Consider the following 16,717-nt stretch of genomic DNA (forward strand, 5'->3'; position numbering starts at 1 on the left):
CATCGCCGGTGCCCGGCCCGCCGGGGGCTGCACCGCCCTCCGCCCGCCCAGGACGGACCGGCGCCAATCGACGTTCCTCCACGACAAGGGCGGCAAGGCCGGTCGGATTCGAACCGACGTCCTCCAGCTTGATGCTAGGGCGCGACGACCTCTGCGCTACAGCCTTGCCGTGGACGATCATAGCGGGGCCCGTCGTGTTGTCGATCATTTGTTTGACTCGAGTTTTCTGTACGCCCCCCCCGCAGACCGCCCTGACGCGTCGGGCGGAGAAGACGGGCTGCACGTCGGGCGACGGTGCCGGCCTCGTCCACGGGGAAAGGGCGGCCCCTCAGCCGCCTCGCTCGATCTGCGCGAGGATGGACTCGTCGGTGATCTCGGTGTCGGCGGCGAGCAGGAACGCCTTGCTGAGGATCAGGGAGAGCCGTTCGTCCTCGAACGGCAGGAAGACCTTCCCGGCGCCCTTGCCGCGGGACGGGACGATGCACAGGTAGGCATCGCGCGGTTCCATCAAAACGTTGGCCGAGCCCAGATGGATCCTGTAGGTGCTCACGTCTCAGCGGACGACCAGGAAACGGCCGTCGAGCGTGCACCGGCCGGCGATCTTCAGCCGCGGCAGGATCCGTTCCAGCGCCTCGCGGCGGACCTCCGCGCTCGCCGTCAGCGCCCCGAACGCGGCCGTCCGCCAGTACCCGGCACGACGGTCCTCGCCCCGGTCGGTCCACTCGGGATCGGCGGCGATCGAGGTCACGCCCACGAACAGATCGACGTCCCGCATCGCCTCGCTGAACACCAACGGGGGCACCTCCGCCGGCGGAGCCTCCCGCCAGCGCCGGCCGTCCCGCCGTTCGAAGCGGACCCGGTCCGTGGCGGCGTGTTCGGGCGCGTGGTCACCGGCGTCGGTGGCGGCTTCGTGGTGGAAGCAGGCCCGCCACTCGCCGTCCCCGAACTCGGCCCGGGCCTCGCCGTCGCGGCCGCCGTCGTACCGGCCGAGGAAATTGGCCTGCCAGCCACGTTCCTTGAACAGCGCGTAAAGCTGTCGGTAGTGGACGATGTGGGCGGCGAACCGGTTGGAGTAGGCGCCGGTCTCCTCCTCCGCCGGAGTGAGCAGGTGGGTCTCCCGGAAGGCCTGTTTGAACGGCTGTCGCAGTCGCTCGGTGACGAGCCGTTCCCGCCACGCCCTGATGTCGTGCGTCGACGCCCGGATCGGGTGCCACAGCCGCACGCGTCCGGGCCGGCCGGACGGCTCCTCATCGGCGCCACCGCATGCCACTCGCCGTCCGCGTCCCGGAACTCCCGGATCAGGCGACGGACGAGAGCCCCGGTGACCGGATGGTCGCGGTAGTGGCGGCACCACTCCTCGTACGGCCACTCGCGCCCGGCCGACATCAGCGCCTCGAGGCGGGCCCGCTCACCCGACAGAGTCCCCCGTACCTCCTTGGCCAGGGCCTTCAGCTCCTGCAACTCGTCCGGAAAACCGTCCTTCATGGCCGCCGGAGCCGTGCGGGACGTGCCCCCGCCGGGGCGTGTGAAGGTGAGCCGCACGGTGGCCGCGTCCTCGATCGCCACCCGAACCCGGTGTCCGCCCAACGTCCGTTCCGTTGAGCCGTCCGGCGCGAGACCGTGGTCCGGCACGCTGCGCTCGATGAGCTGCTCCGCCGTGATGCCCTGTCTCCCGGCCGCCGTCACCAGCGCGGTGTCGAGCTGCTTGCGCAGAACCCGGTGCCTGATCCGGGACCCCAGTCGCCCCAGGGCCTCCAAGGAGGCCGGATCGCCGGTCTCGGCCAGCGCGTTGACCGCCGCGCCCGCGAGCTTGAGGTCCTCGGTCATTCCGGTTCCGGGGCCGCCGGTCCGCAGAGCGAGCGCGCCGAGGTGCCGCACCGTGGCCGGGCCCCCGGTCAGCGCGGCCGCCCAGACGACGCCGCGCGCCAGCTCCCCGTCGTTCTGGTGGACGACGTAGCGGTAGGGGTGGTCTCCATGGAGCCGGCCGGTGTGCGCACCGCTGCACCTGCTGCACAGCGGGTCGTCCTCGGCCAGAGCCCGCAGGACCTCGGCCACGAGGTCACGCGCCGACGCCGCGTCCGCGAGTTCGAGGCATGCACGCCGCCACTTCCGGGTGGGGCGCGGGCCTGACAGGTCCGCCAAGTGCCTTACGAAGTCCGCCAGTTCCGGCGTGGGAGAGGTCTTCGCGCGATCGCTCAGCGGAGCGGCCCAGGGAGCGTCGCCGGGGATCAGTCCCTCGGGGACGTGCGTCCGGTCCACGCTCGCGAGCAGCGCTCGCAGACGCCGGGCGAGCGGCACGCGCGCGCTCGCCCCGACCGTGGTGTTCATGAGTTCCGCGTGTGCGTACCGCAGCCAGGGCATGACCGCGCGGCGGCCGTCGGCGTCGAGTCGGTCGGCGGCGTCCAGCGCCGACCCCAGCCCATCGGCGAACCAGAAGCCCATGTCGTACTCGGTGGCGCGGAGCAGCATCACCGCGACCTCGCCGGGCGTCCAGCCCCGCACCCGCGAGACGAGGGAATCGATCTCGGCGCAGTACTGCCACAAGCTCGTGTCGTCGAAGCAGGCGGCCAGCATCAGGCACAGCACTGCGGCCCTGCCCTCCTCGTCCGTGCAGGCCGCGAGCCCTCCGTCGATCTCGGCCCGGGTCGCGGCGCCCGCCGCCCTGAACCGCTGGTGCTCGTACCCCATGGATTGCCGGAACTCGGTCCGCTGACGCTCAAGGAGGCCGACGAGCCGGCGGCCGCGGTCGAGCGCGGCCGACCTCACGTCGTCGAGCGAGTCGTTCCTGCGGGATTCGGCCACCAACGTGTCGTACAGCATGGCGGGATGATGGCAGGGGGGACTGACAACGCGATCGGTCCGAAGGACCTCGGTCTCCGCGGCGCGGGCCGGGCGGACGCCGGGGACGTCGTCCGGTTCACAGACCGTGTGCGTCCAGCAGGCGCATCAGGTTCCGCCTGCGTTTCCGGGCGGTGCGCAAGGCGGTGACGTAAGCGGCGAACTCGCCTTCCGTGCCCAGGCGGTGGTGGCAGTCGCGGATGCTCAGCAGCAGGTCGACGAGCTGCTCGTAGACCGTGTTGCCGGTCTCCTCGGCCAGCGGCTCCGCCAGACGCAGGTAGACGCCGAGCGCGTCGGCGGGACGGGTGGCCCGCACCTGGTCGGCGAGTGTGCGCCACTGCCGGTCATCGGCGCCGGTCCGGGCGGCGGCCTGCCAGGCGGCGTCGACGTCCTCGTCGTCGAGCAGGGCGTCGACCAGGACGGGGCCGCCGTACCGGCTCTGCTGCGGGCGTTCCGCGTCGGCGCGCAGCAGGGCGAGGGCTCCCTCGCGCTCGGCCGGCCAGCTGTCCGCGGCCCGCGCGGCGGCGCGCAGCTGCTGGTACGCGAGCAGCGAGCGGCGGGCGCCGAAGTGGGCGCGGCGCACGGCGACGGCGTCGGCGATCCGGCCCGCCCGCGTATAGCGGTCGCTGAGGTGGTCGACGAGGGCGGTGTCCACGGCGGAGAGGTCCCGGACGTCCCGGATCCCGCGTTCCGCCCAGTCCAGGGCCTCGTCGAAACGCCGGGCGGCCTCCAGCTCACGGGCGATGACCAGGTGGGTGTGGCCGTTCGGTGCGAGATCGGCCGCGTGTACGGCGATCACCGCGTCGACGCTTCCCCCGGCCTTGGCCAGACGCTCCATCAGGTGCTTCTCCGCCCAGCCTCGGCGGTTGCGCCGCCACGCCTCGGCGGCCAGGTTTCGCAGGACGGCCATGCCCTCCTCTCCGAGGACGTCGTCGTAGTCGAGCGGATCGATGTCGGTCAGGCCGTCGTCGGTGCCGCCGAGCACATGGCCGGCCAGCCAGTGTGCGAGCTCCTCGGGGTCGGGGCGTGCCGCGCGGCACGCGTCGAGGTGGGCGTCGGCGAGGTCCGCGCCGATCGGGCCGAGCCTGCCGTCGGAGTCGTCGACGCTCTCCACCGCCTCGGCCAGCAGCCGCATCGCCTCCCGTGCCAGGGTGATCGCGTCGGCGGCCCGGCCCGAGCCGGTCAGCGCGCCGATCGCGGACACCGCCTGCCGGGCCTGGTCGGCGTAGGCGCGGGCATCGGCGTACTCGACGTAGCCGTACTGCGCGAAGGGGCCGATGTCGAGCAGGTCGCGGATACGGGACCGGACCGCGGTGAGATCCCCGCGGGCGCTCGCGGCCCGCAGTTCCAGGCGTCGCCGCAGCTGCCGGTCCTCGTCGATCTGTTCCCGCAGCAGGGCGAGCAGTTCGTCCTTGGACAGGGCGGACAGCCACCCGTCGAGGTCCTGCGCGCGCTCCCGGGCCGCCTTCCGCTGCCGCGGCAGGCTCTCCCGCCGGGCGAGCACGGTCAGACCGAGGGCGACCAGGTGCTTGCAGAAGTTGCCCTCCAGACCGTATGGGCAGTCGCACGCGCCGGACAGCCCGCCGGACCCGTCCAGGGTCAGCTCCGCCTCGTACCGCTCCGTCCCGCGGACACTCGCGGTGACCCGGCCGTCGCCCACCTCGACCCCGGACACCGCGTCGAGATACCCGAGGGCGCGTTCGAAGGAACGGGCACCGGCCAGCTTCTTGAGGTTCGCCTCGGTGAGGCCGCGCATGATTCTTTTCCGCCCTGCCGTGATGGTGCGATCGAGGCTTTTCAGCCTAGGGGGGCCGAGGCCGCGAGTCGGCGGCTTCGCCTGATCCGGCCTCACCTCATCCAGCGCCACGGGGTGTTCGGCCGGTCACGCGCCCCTCTCCGGGTCCCGCGGGGTTCACGGCCCTCGGCCGCCGCACCGGGACGGTGGCCGTGCCGGTGCACGACAACCGGTCACGCCCGTGTCTCCCCCGCGCCTCGAACCCGCCGGTGCCCCGCGGCCGCCCGGTCAGCCCGACGTGACCGGCAGCACGTCGGGCGACAGTACCGCCGCGCGGGCCGTCGCCGCCGTCATGCGGCGGCGGTGGTGACGGCGGCACAGGACCTCGTAGCCGACCTCGTCCGCGGAGCCGGTGACGTCGCCGACGACCACCTGGGCGCCCTCGACGACCATGACCCCGCCGACCGTGCGGGCGTTGTGCGTGGCGCGGGCGCCGCACCAGCACAGGGCCTCCACCTGGAGCACCTCGACCCGGTCGGCCAGCTCCACCAGCCGCTGGGAGCCGGGGAACAGCTTGGAGCGGAAGTCCGTCGTGATGCCGAAGGCGTAGACGTCGAGCTCCAGGTCGTCCACCACGCGCGCGAGCTGGTCTATCTGCTCCGGCGCCAGGAACTGCGCCTCGTCCGCGATCACGTAGTCCGCGCGCCGGCCCTGTGAGAGGTGGTCGACGAGGTGCGCGTACAGGTCCGCGCCGTCGCCGACCTCCACCGCGTCCGTGACCAGGCCGAGGCGGGAGGAGAGCTTGCCCTCGCCGGCCCGGTCGTTGCGGGTGAAGATCATTCCGGTCAGGCCGCGCGCCGAACGGTTGTGCTCGATCTGGAGAGCCAGCGTCGACTTCCCGCAGTCCATCGTTCCGGAGAAGAACACCAGCTCGGGCATGGGAGGTCGGGCACCTTTCGGCAGGGGTTGCGGGCGGAGACTCAGGAGCGTACTTCGAGCAGGGGGACCAGCTGCTCGGCAGGGGTCATCGAACCGTGGTTGCCGACCATCGCCGACTCCCTGGGCTCCCGCTCGGAGGCGATCAGCAGGACGTCGTCCCGCGCGGCGGCGACCACGTCGCCGATCCGGTGGTACACGCGCTCGTCGACCGCCGGCCCGAACCAGCCCGCCCCGATCGCCTCGTCGCGCGAGGCCACCCAGAACTGCTCGCCGAGCACCTCGCGCCAGCAGGTCAGCACGTCGTTCGCGGCGCCCGGTACGGCGTAGACGTGCCGGGCGCGGCCCTCGCCGCCGAGCAGGGCGACGCCCGCCTTCAGCTCCCAGTCCTCGTCGAAGTCGATGCGGTGGTCCTCGTCGAAGGGGACGTCGATCATGCCGTGGTCGGCGGTGACGTAGAGCGCGCTGCGCGGGGGGAGCTGTTCGGCCAGGCGCTGGACCAGGCGGTCGACGTACATGAGCTGGCCGCGCCAGGTGTCGGAGTCGACGCCGAAGCGGTGGCCCGCGCCGTCGACCTCGGCGTAGTACGTGTAGACCAGGGAGCGGTCGGCGGCGGCCAGCTGCTCGGCCGCGGCGTCCATGCGCTCCTCGCCGGACAGCCGCCCGTGGAAGCTGCCGCCGCTGAGCGCGACCTTGGTCAGCGGGGTGTTCGCGAAGGTCGGGGAGGACACCTGGGCGGCGTGCACGCCCGCGCGGTGGGCCAGCTCGAAGATCGTGGGGTGGGGCTGCCAGGCGGCGGGCGGGGTCCAGGGCTGCCAGCGCAGCTGGTTCATCAGCTCGCCGGTGTCGGGGTTGCGCACGGTGTAGCCGGGCAGGCCGTGCGCGCCCGGCGGCAGGCCGGTGCCGACGGAGGCCAGGGAGGTGGCGGTCGTCGCCGGGTATCCGGCGGTGATCGGGCTTCCGGTGCCGCCGCGCGAGGAGGCCAGCAGGGACGTCAGGAAGGGTGCCTCGTCCGGGTGCGCCCTCAGCTGCTCCCAGCCCAGCCCGTCGATCAGGAACACGCAGTTCCGGTCGGCGGGGGTCAGCTCGGGGATCGCGGCGGTCGTACCGGGGACGGCCATGCCGGCGGCGAGCGTGGGCAGCAGGTCGGCGAGCGAACCGGTGCCGTACTCGGGCAGGGGGGCGGAACCGGGGGCGAGGGGGCGCGGATGCGCGTCGTCCCAGGCGGTGGGGTGCGGGGGTGGCGCGGGCCGGGCGGGGGGTGCGGGCCGTGCGGGAGGTGTCGGCCGCGCCGTGGACGTGGACTGCGCGGTGCGGGCGGGCGGCGCGGGGCGGGGCGGCTGCGGGCGGGGCACGGGCCGCGCGCCGGGGGCGGGCTGCGTGCCGGGGGCGGGCCGCGCACCGGATACCGGCTGCGCACCGGGTGCCGGCTGGGCGCCCGGTACGGGCTGCGCGCCCGGTGCGCGTCGCGCGCCGGGTGTGGGCTGGGTCATCAGCGCGTCTGGTCCGCGGTCGCCTCGGACAGGGCCTGCGCGAAGGTGAGCGCCTGGCGCACCGTCTCCGGCCCGTCACCGGCCTCGCTGACGCGCAGGCTCAGGTCGTCGGCCGTGGAGCTGCCCGTGTAACCGTGGTCGGCCTCGCAGTTGGGGTCGCCGCAGGCGGCCGGCTCCAGGTCGATGCGGGAGACGGCACCCCAGCCGATGGTGAGCACGATCTCGCGCGGCAAGGTGCCCGGCTTGTACGACTCCGGGTTGGCGACCACACGGCTGACCACGATGGACGAGATCCGGCCGAGCTTGACCGACTCCGTGGACGTGGTGGCGTACGGCGTCGGGGAGGTGTCGTCGGCGGCCTGCTCGTCGGTGTGGCTGACGATGAAGCGGTTGCCGGTGAGGACGAGCACGGTGACGTGCCGCCGCACCTCGTTCTGGTCGAACGTCGTCTCCTGGTGGACCAGATACGACCGGATGGGCTCGCCGCCCACGGCGGCCTCCACCGCCTCGGCCACGAGGGCCGGGTAGTAACCGCTGCGCTCGATCGCCGCCCGCAGTCCCTGGGTCGTCGTACTGGTCTTGGCCATGACGCCCATCCTACGGGGGACCGCTGACTGCGAGGCACCGCTCACCGCACTCCGCTCCCCGGGCGCCGGTCAGTACGCGGGGAGGGTCCGCGGGCCGAGGTCGTCGCGGGCGGGGGGCGGGGCGAGGCGTACGGAGGCACCGAGGACACTCACGCCGTGCGGGGCGACGACGACCGGCTCCAGGGTGACCGCGACCACCTCCGGATGGTCGTGGACCAGCCGCGACACCCTGAGCATCAGCTCCTCCAGCGCCGGGGTGTCGACCGGCGCCGAGCCGCGCCAGCCGAACAGGAGCGGGGCGGTCCGGATCGACCGCACCAGCGAGGTCGCGTCCCGGTCGGTGACCGGGATCAGCCGGTGCGCCATGTCCCCGAGCAGCTGCGAGGGGGGCCCGGCGAGCCCGAAGGACAGTACGGCTCCGGCGGCCGGGTCGATGACCGCGCGTACGACGGTGTCGACACCGCGCGGCGCCATCCGCTGCACCACGGGGCGCAGCTCCTCCGGGGCCCCGAACAGTTCCGTCAACTCGGCGTACGCCCGGCGCAGTTGTTCCTCGTCCGCCAGGTCGAGGCGGACGCCGCCCAGGTCGGCGCGGTGTCTCAGATGGGGGGCGGTCGCCTTGAGGGCCACGGGGTGACCGAGGGTGCGCGCCGCCTCGACGGCGGTGTCGGGGTCCGGTGCGGGCAGGGCGCGGTGGACGTGGATGCCGTAGGTGCCGAGCAGGTCGCAGGTCTCGGCGGCGCCGAGGGTGAGGCCCTGCCCGCGCGAGAGCAGCCCGCCGATGAGCGCCGCCGCGCCCCGCTCGTCGATGTCCTCGTACTCCGGCACCTTCCGGGGCTCGGCGGCGTCCCGCCGCCACTGCGCGTACGCGACGGCGTGGGCGAGCGCCCGGACGGCACGCTCGGCGGCGGGGTAGGCGGGGATGAGGTGGGCGCCCTCGGGGGGCGCGGCGGGGGCCGGCGGGCCGCCGTCGACGGCCGCGCGGGCGCGGTCCGTGGCACCCTCGCGGGTCGGCGCACCGCTGCCGGCGGGCGGCTGGACGCCCGCGACGGCCGAGGACGGCGCGGCGCCGGACGGCCGGGACGCCGTGCCCGTCCCCGCCGGTGGCGCGGCGCCGGTCGCCGAAGGGGGCGCCGTGCTCGTCGCGGCGGACAGGGCCTCCGCGAGGCCGCCGAGTTCCACGTGGACCACCAGGACGGACTTGGACGGGGTCGCGGCGGCGGCCGAGCTCAGGGCCTGCGCCAGGGCCGCGTCGCCGACCGAGCCCTCCCCCACCGCCGGGATCGCCGTCACGACGACCGCGTCGCTCGTGTCGTCGGCCAGCGCGCGGGACAGCGCCGCGTGGAAGTCCGCCGCCGAGGCGGCGGTGGTGAGGTCCTGCGGGGGATGCGGGCGCAGGCCCTCGGCGAGGCAGGCGTCGTAGGTGAGCAGGCCCAGGGACTCGGAGTTGCCGAGGATCGCCACCCGGGGTCCGGCCGGCAGGGGCTGGCGGGCGAGCAGCAGGCCCGCGTCGACGAGTTCGGTGATGGTGTCCACGCGGATCACCCCGGCCTGCCGCAGCAGCGCGGACACCGTCGCGTGGGGCAGCCGGGTCGCCCGTACGGCGTGTCCCCGGGGGCCCGCCCCGTGGCGTGCGCCCTGGACCACGACCAGTGGCTTCGCCGCCGCGGTCCGGCGGGCGAGGCGGGTGAACTTGCGGGGGTTGCCGATGGACTCCAGGTACATCAGGACGACGTCGGTGTCGGGGTCCTCGTACCAGTACTGCAGGAGGTCGTTGCCGGAGACGTCGGCCCGGTTGCCGGACGACACGAAGGTGGAGACGCCGGTGACGCCGGTGACGCCGCCGCCGCGCCGGTGCAGGCGGGACAGCAGGGCGACGCCGATGGCGCCGGACTGGGCGAACAGCCCGATCCGGCCCGGGCGCGGCATGTGAGGGGCGAGCGAGGCGTTCAGCCGGACGTCCGGGGAGGTGTTGATGACGCCGAAGGCGTTCGGGCCGATGATCCGCATGCCGTACGCGCGCGCCTGCCGCACGAGGGCGCGCTGGCGTTCGCGGCCGTCGGGGCCGGACTCGGCGTAGCCGGCGGAGAGGACGACGAGCCCCTGCACGCCGTGCTCGCCGCACTCGGTGACGACCTCCGGGACCCGCTCGGCGGGCACCGCGACGACCGCGAGGTCCACGGGCCCGTCGATGTCCCGCACCGAGCGGAACGCGGTCACCCCGCCGAGCTCCTCCTCCCCCTCGCCCAGGGCCTTGTTCACGGCGTAGAGCCGGCCGGTGAACCCGGTGTCCCGGAGGTTGTCGAGGACGCTGCGGCCCACGCCCCCGGGTGTGCGGCCGGCGCCGACGACGGCGACCGAGCCGGGGGCGAGCAGCCGCCGCACCGAACGCGACTCGGCGCGCTGTTCGCGCGCGTACTGCACGGCCATGGAGCGGTCGGTGGGTTCGAGGTCGAACTCCAGGCGGACGACACCGTCCTCGAAGCTGCGCTTCTGGGTGTACCCGGCGTCGGTGAACACCTTGATCATCTTGTTGTTGGCGGGCAGCACCTCGGCCGCGAACCGGCGGATGCCCCGCTCCCGCGCGACGGCGCCGATGTGCTCGAGGAGGGCGGAGGCGACGCCCCGGCCCTGGTGGGCGTCCTGCACGAGGAAGGCGACCTCGGCCTCGTCGGCCGGCGCAGAGGCGGGCGCGCCGTCGGCGCCGATCCGGTCGTAGCGTACGGTGGCGATGAACTCGCCGCCCACGGTGGCCGCGAGTCCCACCCGGTCCACGAAGTCGTGGTGCGTGAAGCGGTGGACGTCCTTGGCGGACAGACGAGGGTAGGGCGCGAAGAAGCGGTAGTACTTCGACTCGTCCGACACCTGCTCGTAGAAGCTGACCAGGCGCTCGGCGTCATCAACGGTGATGGGGCGGATGCGCGCGGTGCCGCCGTCGCGCAGCACCACGTCGGCCTCCCAGTGGGCGGGGTACTCGTGCCGGTCCGACGAGGTCTGCATGGGCCCCAGAGTACGGCTCGCGTACGACAACGGCGCGAGGCAGTCTGTGGTGGACGACAGCCGGGCCGAGGCCGCGGTCCGGCTGTCACCGGGAGCGGGAGCGGATGCCGCTCCGGGCATGCTTCACGATGTGGGAAACTGGTCTAGACAACCCTGAACAGCGAAGGGCAGCAACACATGGCTGAGCGCCGCGTCAACGTCGGCTGGGCCGAGGGCCTCCACGCCCGCCCCGCCTCCATCTTCGTCCGAGCCGCCGCGGCCGCAGGCGTCCCGGTGACGATCGCCAAGGCCGGGGGCAACCCCGTCAACGCGGCCTCCATGCTGGCCGTTCTGGGCCTGGGCGCCCAGGGCGGCGAGGAGATCGTCCTCGCGTCCGACGCCGAGGGCGCGGACGCCGCCCTGGACCGTCTGGCGAAGCTGGTCGCCGAGGGTCTCGAGGAGCTCCCCGAGACCGTCTGATTCCTCACGGCCGCGGGAACGTCTCCTCACCGACGCGCACCGCAATCGAAAGGCCCGCCCGGACCATCGGGCGGGCCTTTCGCTTTTCCCTTTTCCGGGCAGCATGAATAGCCCCCGAGAAATGCATCCTCTTTGTATACGGCACCCGTGTTAATGCCGAATGCTCGACATGTTTACGGGATGTTGCGAGTTCCTCACACGGTCCGCGCGGCCGGCGCCGGAGGCGAAACGCAGGCGGTGTCCGGCACTCGCGCGCTCGGTGTGCAGCGCCGTGACGGACCGCGCGCGGTCGCCGTCGCCGCGCGCCACGGCGTCCACGATCGCGCCGTGCTCCGCCCAGTACGCGACCGGGTCGGACGGCCCCTCGGTGGCGTACATCCAGGCGATCTTGTGCCGCAGCTGGGTCAGCGTCGAGGTCAGCGCCGGGCTGCCGGTGGCCTGGGCGAGCGTCTCGTGGAACCAGCCGCTCAGGGAGCGCAGGTCGTCGCTGTTGCCCTGGCGGGCGCGTTCCTGCCCCAGCCGGACCAGGCCGCGCAGCACCTTCAGATGGGCCTCGGTGCGGCGCTGGGCCGCGCGGGAGGCGCCGAGCGGCTCGAGGAGCATACGCATCTCCAGCAGGTCGGCGGCCTCCTGCTCGGTGGGTTCCGCGACGCACGCGCCCGCGTGCCGCCGGGTCACCACGAACCCCTCGGCCTCCAGCGTGCGCAGCGCCTCCCGGACGGGCACCCGGGAGACGCCGTAACGGCGGGCGAGGACTTCCTCGGTGAGCCGGCCGCCGCGCTCGTAGACACCCGCGACGATGTCGTCCCGGATCGCCGTGCACACCGAGTGCGCGGGAATACGCATGACGGACCTCCGGCTTAATCCCCGTGAAACGTCGACGATTGACGTGTGTTCCGTGACTCTATTGCAATCAGCGGGAATTCACGACGGCGGGCCGGAATCCAGGCGTATTTTTTGGACAAGCGCCGCCCGGAAACACCGGTGCCCCGGCTCGGGGAGCCGGGGCACCGGGAAGTGGGCGGGTCGGTCCGGTCAGAGGCTGACGCCGTGCGCGCGGAGGTAGGCGACCGGGTCGAGGTCGGAGCCGTACTCGGCGGTCGTACGGGCCTCGAAGTGCAGATGCGCGCCCGTGACGTTGCCAGTGGCGCCGGAGAGACCGATCTGCTGTCCGGCGGCGACCTGCTGGCCCACCGAGACACCGATGGAGGAGAGGTGACCGTACTGGGTGTACGTGCCGTCGTTCATCCTGATGACGACCTGGTTGCCGTACGCGCCGCCCCAGCCGGCCTCGACCACGGTGCCGATGCCGACCGACTGGACGGGGGTGCCGGTCGCGGCGTGGAAGTCGACACCGGTGTGGCTGCCGGAGGACCACAGCGAGCTGCCGGCCTGGTAACCGGTCGAGACGTACGAGCCGGCGATCGGGGAGACGAAGGTGTTGAGGCGCTTGCGCTCGGCCTCCCGCGCGGCGCGCTCCTGCTCCGCACGGGCCTTCTCGGCCTCCTCCGCGGCCCTCTCGCGCGCGGTCTCCTCCGCGGCCTTCCGCGCGGCGGCCTCGGCCGCCTCCCGGGCGGCCTCGTGCTGGGCGGCCGCCTGGGCGTCGATCCGGTCGGCGACCGCGTCTCCCAGGGTGACGACGGGCGTGAGGCCGGTCTGTGCGGCGGCGGGCTCGGCGGCGAGCGCGGGGGCCGAGAGGGAGCCGACGACGCCGGTGGTGGTGAGCGCCGCGACGCCCGCCGCGCGGGCGGTGCCGCGCTGCATCCGGCTGGGACGACGGTGCTTGCCCGGGGCGCGGGTGAACGCCATGTACAGGCTGGTCCTTTCCTTCCCTCTCGCCTACCGGGTTAGCTGACGGGTTCGGAGCAGGAAGGTCTCCTACGGACCCCCTCGCGACACGCGCGGGCGCCCGATTCACCCCAGGGACTGCGGAGGGTCCCCGGCTCCCCTGGCTCGCGCCGTACGGGGACTCGGCGATGGCTGTCCGGTGCCGCGGGTGCGGCGCACTGCCCGACGAACAGCCCGCATGACGCTAAGCGGGCCGTCTCCCCATCCTCAAACGAATCCCGGTTTTTGTAGCGCATCCCACAGGGCAGACAGGCAACTTCCGCCCCGATTCGGGCATAAGAGGGCCCCGGTGACTTCCGTGTCACCGGGGCCCCGCGCGCGTCCTCCGCGGCTCGCTACTCGGCCGTCACGACGGTGACTTCACCGATCCCGAGCGCCTCGACGGGCGCCTTGATCTGCGCCGCGTCGCCGACGAGGATCGTCACCAGGCGGTCCACCGGGAAGGCGTTCACCACGGCCGCGGTGGCCTCCACGGTGCCGGTCGCGGCCAACTGCCGGTACAGGTCGGCCTGGTAGTGGTCGGGCAGGTGCTGCTCGACCTGGTCGGCCAGGGTGCTCGCGACGGCCGCGGCGGTCTCGTACTTGAGCGGCGCCACACCCACGAGGTTCTGCACGGCGACGTCGCGCTCGTCGTCGGTGAGCCCCTCCGCGGCGAGCGTGCGCAGCACGGTCCACAGGTCGTCGAGGGCGGGGCCGGTGTTCGGGGTGTCGACGGAGCCGCTGATGGCCAGCATCGCCGCGCCGGTACCGTCCGGGGCGGACCTGAGGACCTGCCCGAACGCCCGTACGCCGTAGGTGTATCCCTTCTCCTCGCGCAGCACGCGGTCCAGGCGGGAGGTGAGGGTGCCGCCCAGGCAGTACGTGCCGAGCACCTGCGCGGGCCACACGCGGTCGTGCCGGTCGGGGCCGACACGGCCGATCAGCAGCTGCGTCTGGACGGCGCCGGGACGGTCCACGATCACGACCCGGCCGGTATCGTCCGCAGCCACCGGCGGAACGGGCCGCGGCTGTGCCGAGGAGCCGGTCCAGGAGCCGAGCGTGTCGCCGAGCAGCGCGTCCAGGTCGATGCCGGTGAGGTCGCCGACGACCACGGCGGTGGCGGTGGCGGGGCGGACGTGCTTCTCGTAGAAGGCGCGTACGGCCGCGGAGTCGATGCCGGTGACCGTCTCCTCGGTGCCCTGGCGCGGACGCGACATGCGCGAATCCGCCGGGAACAGCTCCTTGGAGAGCTCCTTGGCGGCGCGGCGGGAGGGGTTGGCCAGCTCGTGCGGGATCTCGTCGAGGCGGTTGCGGACCAGCCGCTCGACCTCGCTGTCGGCGAACGCGGGCGCCCTGAGGGCGTCGGCGACCAGCCCGAGCCCCTTGGTGAGCCGCGAGGCCGGGACCTCCAGGCTGAGGCGGACGCCGGGGTGGTCGGCGTGCGCGTCCAGGGTGGCGCCGCAGCGCTCCAGCTCGGCGGCGAACTCCTCGGCGGTGTGCTTGTCGGTGCCCTCGGAGAAGGCCCGCGCCATGATCGTGGCGACACCGTCGAGACCGGCCGGCTCGGCCTCCAGGGGAGCGTCGAGGATCACCTCGACGGCGACGACCTGCTGGCCGGGGCGGTGGCAGCGCAGCACGGTCAGGCCGTTGTCGAGCGTGCCGCGCTCGGGGGCCGGGAAGGCCCAGGGCTTGGCGTCGCCCGCCTGCGGCTGCGGGTGGAAGTCCATCGTGGCGAGCTCGGTCACTTCGCCGCCTCCTCGTTCTCGTCGGTGCCGGCGGCCGCGGCGGCCTCCTCGGTGTCCTCTGCCTCGGCGGCGACCGGCTCGTAGACGAGCACCGCGCGGTTGTCGGGGCGCAGGCGGGCCTGGGCGACCTCCCGCACCTCCTCCGCCGTCACCTCCAGGACGCGCTGGACGGCGGTCAGGGCGAGCTGCGGGTCGCCGAACAGGACGGCGTACCGGCACAGTTCGTCGGCGCGGCCCGCGACCGTGCCGAGCCGGTCGAGCCACTCGCGCTCCAGCTGGGCCTGCGCGCGTTCCATCTCCTCCGCCGTGGGGCCCTGCTCGGCGAACCGGGCGAGCTCCTCGTCGATGGCGGCCTCGATGACCGGCACCTCCACGTCGCCGGAGGTCTTCACGTCCAGCCAGCCCAGGGAGGGCGCCCCGGCCAGCCGCAGCAGGCCGAAGCCGGCGGCCACGGCCGTGCGGTCGCGCCGTACGAGGCGGTTGTAGAGCCGGGAGGACTCGCCGCCGCCGAGGACGGTGAGCGCCAGGTCGGCGGCGTCGCACGCGCGCGTGCCGTCCTCGGGCAGCCGGTAGGCGGCCATCAGCGCACGCGCGGGGACCTCCTCCTCCACGACCTCGCGCAGCTGCTCGCCGATGACCTCGGGCAGCGCGCCGTCGCGGGGCGCGGGCTTGCCGTCGTGGCCCGGGATGGAGCCGAAGTACTTCTCGATCCAGGCGAGCGTCCGCTCCGGGTCGATGTCGCCGACCACGGAGAGCACGGCGTTGTTCGGCGCGTAGTACGTGCGGAAGAACTGGCGGGCGTCCTCCAGGGTGGCCGCGTCCAGGTCCGCCATCGAGCCGATGGGCGTGTGGTGGTACGGGTGGCCCTCCGGGTAGGCGAGGGCGGTCAGCTTCTCGAAGGCCGTGCCGTAGGGGACGTTGTCGTAGCGCTGGCGGCGCTCGTTCTTGACGACGTCCCGCTGGTTCTCCATGGACTCGTCGTCCAGGGCGGTCAGCAGGGAGCCCATGCGGTCGGCCTCCAGCCAGAGCGCGAGCTCCAGCTGGTGGGCGGGCATGGTCTCGAAGTAGTTGGTGCGCTCGAAGCTGGTGGTGCCGTTGAGGGAGCCGCCGGCGCCCTGGACCAGCTCGAAGTGACCGTTGCCCTTCACCTGGGCGGAGCCCTGGAACATGAGGTGCTCGAAAAGGTGAGCCAGACCCGTACGTCCCTTGACTTCGTGCCGCGAACCCACGTCGTACCAGAGGCAGACCGCGGCGACCGGGGTCAGGTGGTCCTCGGAGAGCACCACGCGCAGGCCGTTGGCCAGGCGGTGCTCGGTCGCTGTCAGGCCGCCGGAGCCTGCCTGGGCTGTGGCCGTGTGACCCATGGGCATGTACGTCCCTTCGATCGCGGAGGCGGTCGTCGAAACCGCCGTTTCTGCCGGTCCTGCCACTGTATGCAAGCGCGCGAACCCCCGGCGAAGTTCCCGGCGGGGGCGGGCTACGCCGAGAGCGAGAATGCCGACGCCGGGCCGCGGGCGCCCGTGCCGCAGGGCGGCACGGGCGGGTGGGGGCACCTCCCGCCCGGGAGCGGGGGAGGCACTCCGCCGGCGCCGGACCGCGCGGCGAACCCCCGACCGGCCCCGTACCGGCCACCTGCCGACCCCGCCGCACGGGCGGGTAGGGACACCTCCCGCCCGGGAGCGGGGAGGCACCCCGCCGGCGCCGGACCGCGCGGCGAACCCCCGACCGGCCCCGTACCAGCCACCTGCCGACCCCGCCGCACGGGCGGGTAGGGACACCTCCCGCCCGGGAGCGGGGAGGCACCCCGCCGGCGCCGGGCCGCGCGGCGAACCCCCGACCGGCCCCGCCGCACGGGGGGCCGGGGGCACCTCCCGCCCGGGCGCGGCCGGGAACGGGGGAGGCACGCCGCGAGCGCGGGCGGAACCCGCCCCGGTCCGGTGCGTCCCGATCACCGGGAACCCCGCGCGGAAGCGGGCCGCACACGCCGCGTACCCTGCCCTCCCCGGAGGCATCCACAACCGGACCCTGGTCCCGCCTGTCAGTGCGACGGTCCACAATGGTCCGCATCAGATCCCGTCCCACGCTTCAGCAAGGAGC

The 16,717-nt window shown here is 73.8% G+C and carries 13 protein-coding genes, 1 pseudogene and 1 riboswitch; of the genes and pseudogenes, 2 read left to right on the forward strand and 12 right to left on the reverse strand.

Annotated elements, in window-relative coordinates; translation table 11 throughout:
• Positions 1 to 328 precede the first annotated feature (328 nt).
• The 3 genes and pseudogenes from ACFY3N_RS23725 to ACFY3N_RS23735 form a co-directional block, all read right to left on the reverse strand.
• On the reverse strand, positions 329 to 550 hold the full coding sequence (locus tag ACFY3N_RS23725) for a hypothetical protein (protein WP_390818701.1): 222 nt from the start codon (positions 548 to 550) through the stop codon (positions 329 to 331).
• 3 nt (positions 551 to 553) lie between these two features.
• A complete protein-coding gene (locus ACFY3N_RS23730) occupies positions 554 to 1,222 on the reverse strand; it encodes a DUF4132 domain-containing protein (protein ID WP_390818702.1) in 669 nt (222 codons plus the stop codon).
• 62 nt (positions 1,223 to 1,284) lie between these two features.
• A pseudogene (locus ACFY3N_RS23735) lies at positions 1,285 to 2,442 on the reverse strand (DUF4132 domain-containing protein); the annotation flags it as partial.
• Between ACFY3N_RS23735 and ACFY3N_RS23740 the strand changes: the two are divergent.
• Positions 2,327 to 2,713, forward strand: coding sequence for a hypothetical protein (locus tag ACFY3N_RS23740; protein ID WP_390818703.1), 387 nt, complete (start codon positions 2,327 to 2,329; stop codon positions 2,711 to 2,713). The pseudogene ACFY3N_RS23735 and the gene ACFY3N_RS23740 overlap by 116 nt on opposite strands.
• Before the next feature lie 204 nt (positions 2,714 to 2,917).
• Here ACFY3N_RS23740 and ACFY3N_RS23745 read toward each other — a convergent pair whose 3' ends face one another.
• The 5 genes from ACFY3N_RS23745 to ACFY3N_RS23765 all read right to left on the reverse strand — a co-directional run bounded on the left by ACFY3N_RS23745 (position 2,918) and on the right by ACFY3N_RS23765 (position 10,589).
• Complete coding sequence (locus ACFY3N_RS23745; protein ID WP_390818704.1) at positions 2,918 to 4,594, reverse strand: SWIM zinc finger domain-containing protein; 1,677 nt, start codon at positions 4,592 to 4,594, stop codon at positions 2,918 to 2,920.
• A gap of 267 nt (positions 4,595 to 4,861) precedes the next feature.
• The gene (locus ACFY3N_RS23750; protein WP_390818705.1) at positions 4,862 to 5,512 is read right to left on the reverse strand and encodes a thymidine kinase; all 651 of its coding nucleotides are present in this window, start codon (positions 5,510 to 5,512) and stop codon (positions 4,862 to 4,864) included.
• A 41-nt stretch (positions 5,513 to 5,553) separates the two neighbouring features.
• Entirely contained in the window at positions 5,554 to 7,002 is a 1,449-nt protein-coding gene (locus tag ACFY3N_RS23755; RefSeq protein ID WP_390818706.1) for an alkaline phosphatase family protein, read from the reverse strand.
• Entirely contained in the window at positions 7,002 to 7,598 is a 597-nt protein-coding gene (locus ACFY3N_RS23760; RefSeq protein WP_390818789.1) for a DUF5998 family protein, read from the reverse strand. The genes ACFY3N_RS23755 and ACFY3N_RS23760 overlap by 1 nt, the downstream gene beginning before the upstream one ends.
• 60 nt (positions 7,599 to 7,658) lie before the next feature.
• Entirely contained in the window at positions 7,659 to 10,589 is a 2,931-nt protein-coding gene (locus tag ACFY3N_RS23765; RefSeq protein WP_390818707.1) for a GNAT family N-acetyltransferase, read from the reverse strand.
• A gap of 177 nt (positions 10,590 to 10,766) precedes the next feature.
• On the opposite strand from ACFY3N_RS23765, the gene ACFY3N_RS23770 reads away from it, so the two are divergent.
• Positions 10,767 to 11,048 carry an HPr family phosphocarrier protein gene (locus tag ACFY3N_RS23770; RefSeq protein ID WP_390818708.1) on the forward strand — a complete coding sequence of 94 codons (282 nt, stop codon included), beginning with the start codon at positions 10,767 to 10,769 and terminating at the stop codon, positions 11,046 to 11,048.
• Positions 11,049 to 11,198: 150 nt separating this feature from the next.
• Here the strand turns inward: ACFY3N_RS23770 and ACFY3N_RS23775 are convergent, their stop codons facing one another.
• The 4 genes from ACFY3N_RS23775 to ACFY3N_RS23790 form a co-directional block, all read right to left on the reverse strand.
• Positions 11,199 to 11,894 (reverse strand): GntR family transcriptional regulator, encoded by a 696-nt coding sequence (locus ACFY3N_RS23775; protein ID WP_390818709.1) that lies wholly within the window; start codon positions 11,892 to 11,894, stop codon positions 11,199 to 11,201.
• 189 nt (positions 11,895 to 12,083) lie between these two features.
• On the reverse strand, positions 12,084 to 12,857 hold the full coding sequence (locus ACFY3N_RS23780) for a M23 family metallopeptidase (protein WP_390818710.1): 774 nt from the start codon (positions 12,855 to 12,857) through the stop codon (positions 12,084 to 12,086).
• Positions 12,858 to 12,869: 12 nt separating this feature from the next.
• A riboswitch (cyclic di-AMP (ydaO/yuaA leader) is annotated at positions 12,870 to 13,034 on the reverse strand.
• Between the two features lie 197 nt (positions 13,035 to 13,231).
• Positions 13,232 to 14,620 (reverse strand): M16 family metallopeptidase, encoded by a 1,389-nt coding sequence (locus tag ACFY3N_RS23785; protein ID WP_390818711.1) that lies wholly within the window; start codon positions 14,618 to 14,620, stop codon positions 13,232 to 13,234.
• Positions 14,617 to 15,990 carry a M16 family metallopeptidase gene (locus ACFY3N_RS23790; protein WP_390818712.1) on the reverse strand — a complete coding sequence of 458 codons (1,374 nt, stop codon included), beginning with the start codon at positions 15,988 to 15,990 and terminating at the stop codon, positions 14,617 to 14,619. The genes ACFY3N_RS23785 and ACFY3N_RS23790 overlap by 4 nt, the downstream gene beginning before the upstream one ends.
• Between the last annotated feature and the right edge of the window lie 727 nt (positions 15,991 to 16,717).

It is taken from the genome of Streptomyces sp. NPDC000348 (assembly GCF_042898795.1).
GTDB lineage: Bacteria > Actinomycetota > Actinomycetes > Streptomycetales > Streptomycetaceae > Streptomyces.

Bases quoted from the DNA above. Each gene is read 5' to 3' on its own strand.
- ACFY3N_RS23740 (WP_390818703.1), top strand. From the start codon at position 2,327: ATGAGTTCCGCGTGTGCGTACCGCAGCCAGGGCATGACCGCGCGGCGG.
- ACFY3N_RS23745 (WP_390818704.1), bottom strand. From the start codon at position 4,594: ATGCGCGGCCTCACCGAGGCGAACCTCAAGAAGCTGGCCGGTGCCCGT.
- ACFY3N_RS23750 (WP_390818705.1), bottom strand. From the start codon at position 5,512: ATGCCCGAGCTGGTGTTCTTCTCCGGAACGATGGACTGCGGGAAGTCG.
- ACFY3N_RS23755 (WP_390818706.1), bottom strand. From the start codon at position 7,002: ATGACCCAGCCCACACCCGGCGCGCGACGCGCACCGGGCGCGCAGCCC.
- ACFY3N_RS23760 (WP_390818789.1), bottom strand. From the start codon at position 7,598: ATGGGCGTCATGGCCAAGACCAGTACGACGACCCAGGGACTGCGGGCG.
- ACFY3N_RS23765 (WP_390818707.1), bottom strand. From the start codon at position 10,589: ATGCAGACCTCGTCGGACCGGCACGAGTACCCCGCCCACTGGGAGGCC.
- ACFY3N_RS23770 (WP_390818708.1), top strand. From the start codon at position 10,767: ATGGCTGAGCGCCGCGTCAACGTCGGCTGGGCCGAGGGCCTCCACGCC.
- ACFY3N_RS23775 (WP_390818709.1), bottom strand. From the start codon at position 11,894: ATGCGTATTCCCGCGCACTCGGTGTGCACGGCGATCCGGGACGACATC.
- ACFY3N_RS23780 (WP_390818710.1), bottom strand. From the start codon at position 12,857: ATGGCGTTCACCCGCGCCCCGGGCAAGCACCGTCGTCCCAGCCGGATG.
- ACFY3N_RS23790 (WP_390818712.1), bottom strand. From the start codon at position 15,990: ATGCCCATGGGTCACACGGCCACAGCCCAGGCAGGCTCCGGCGGCCTG.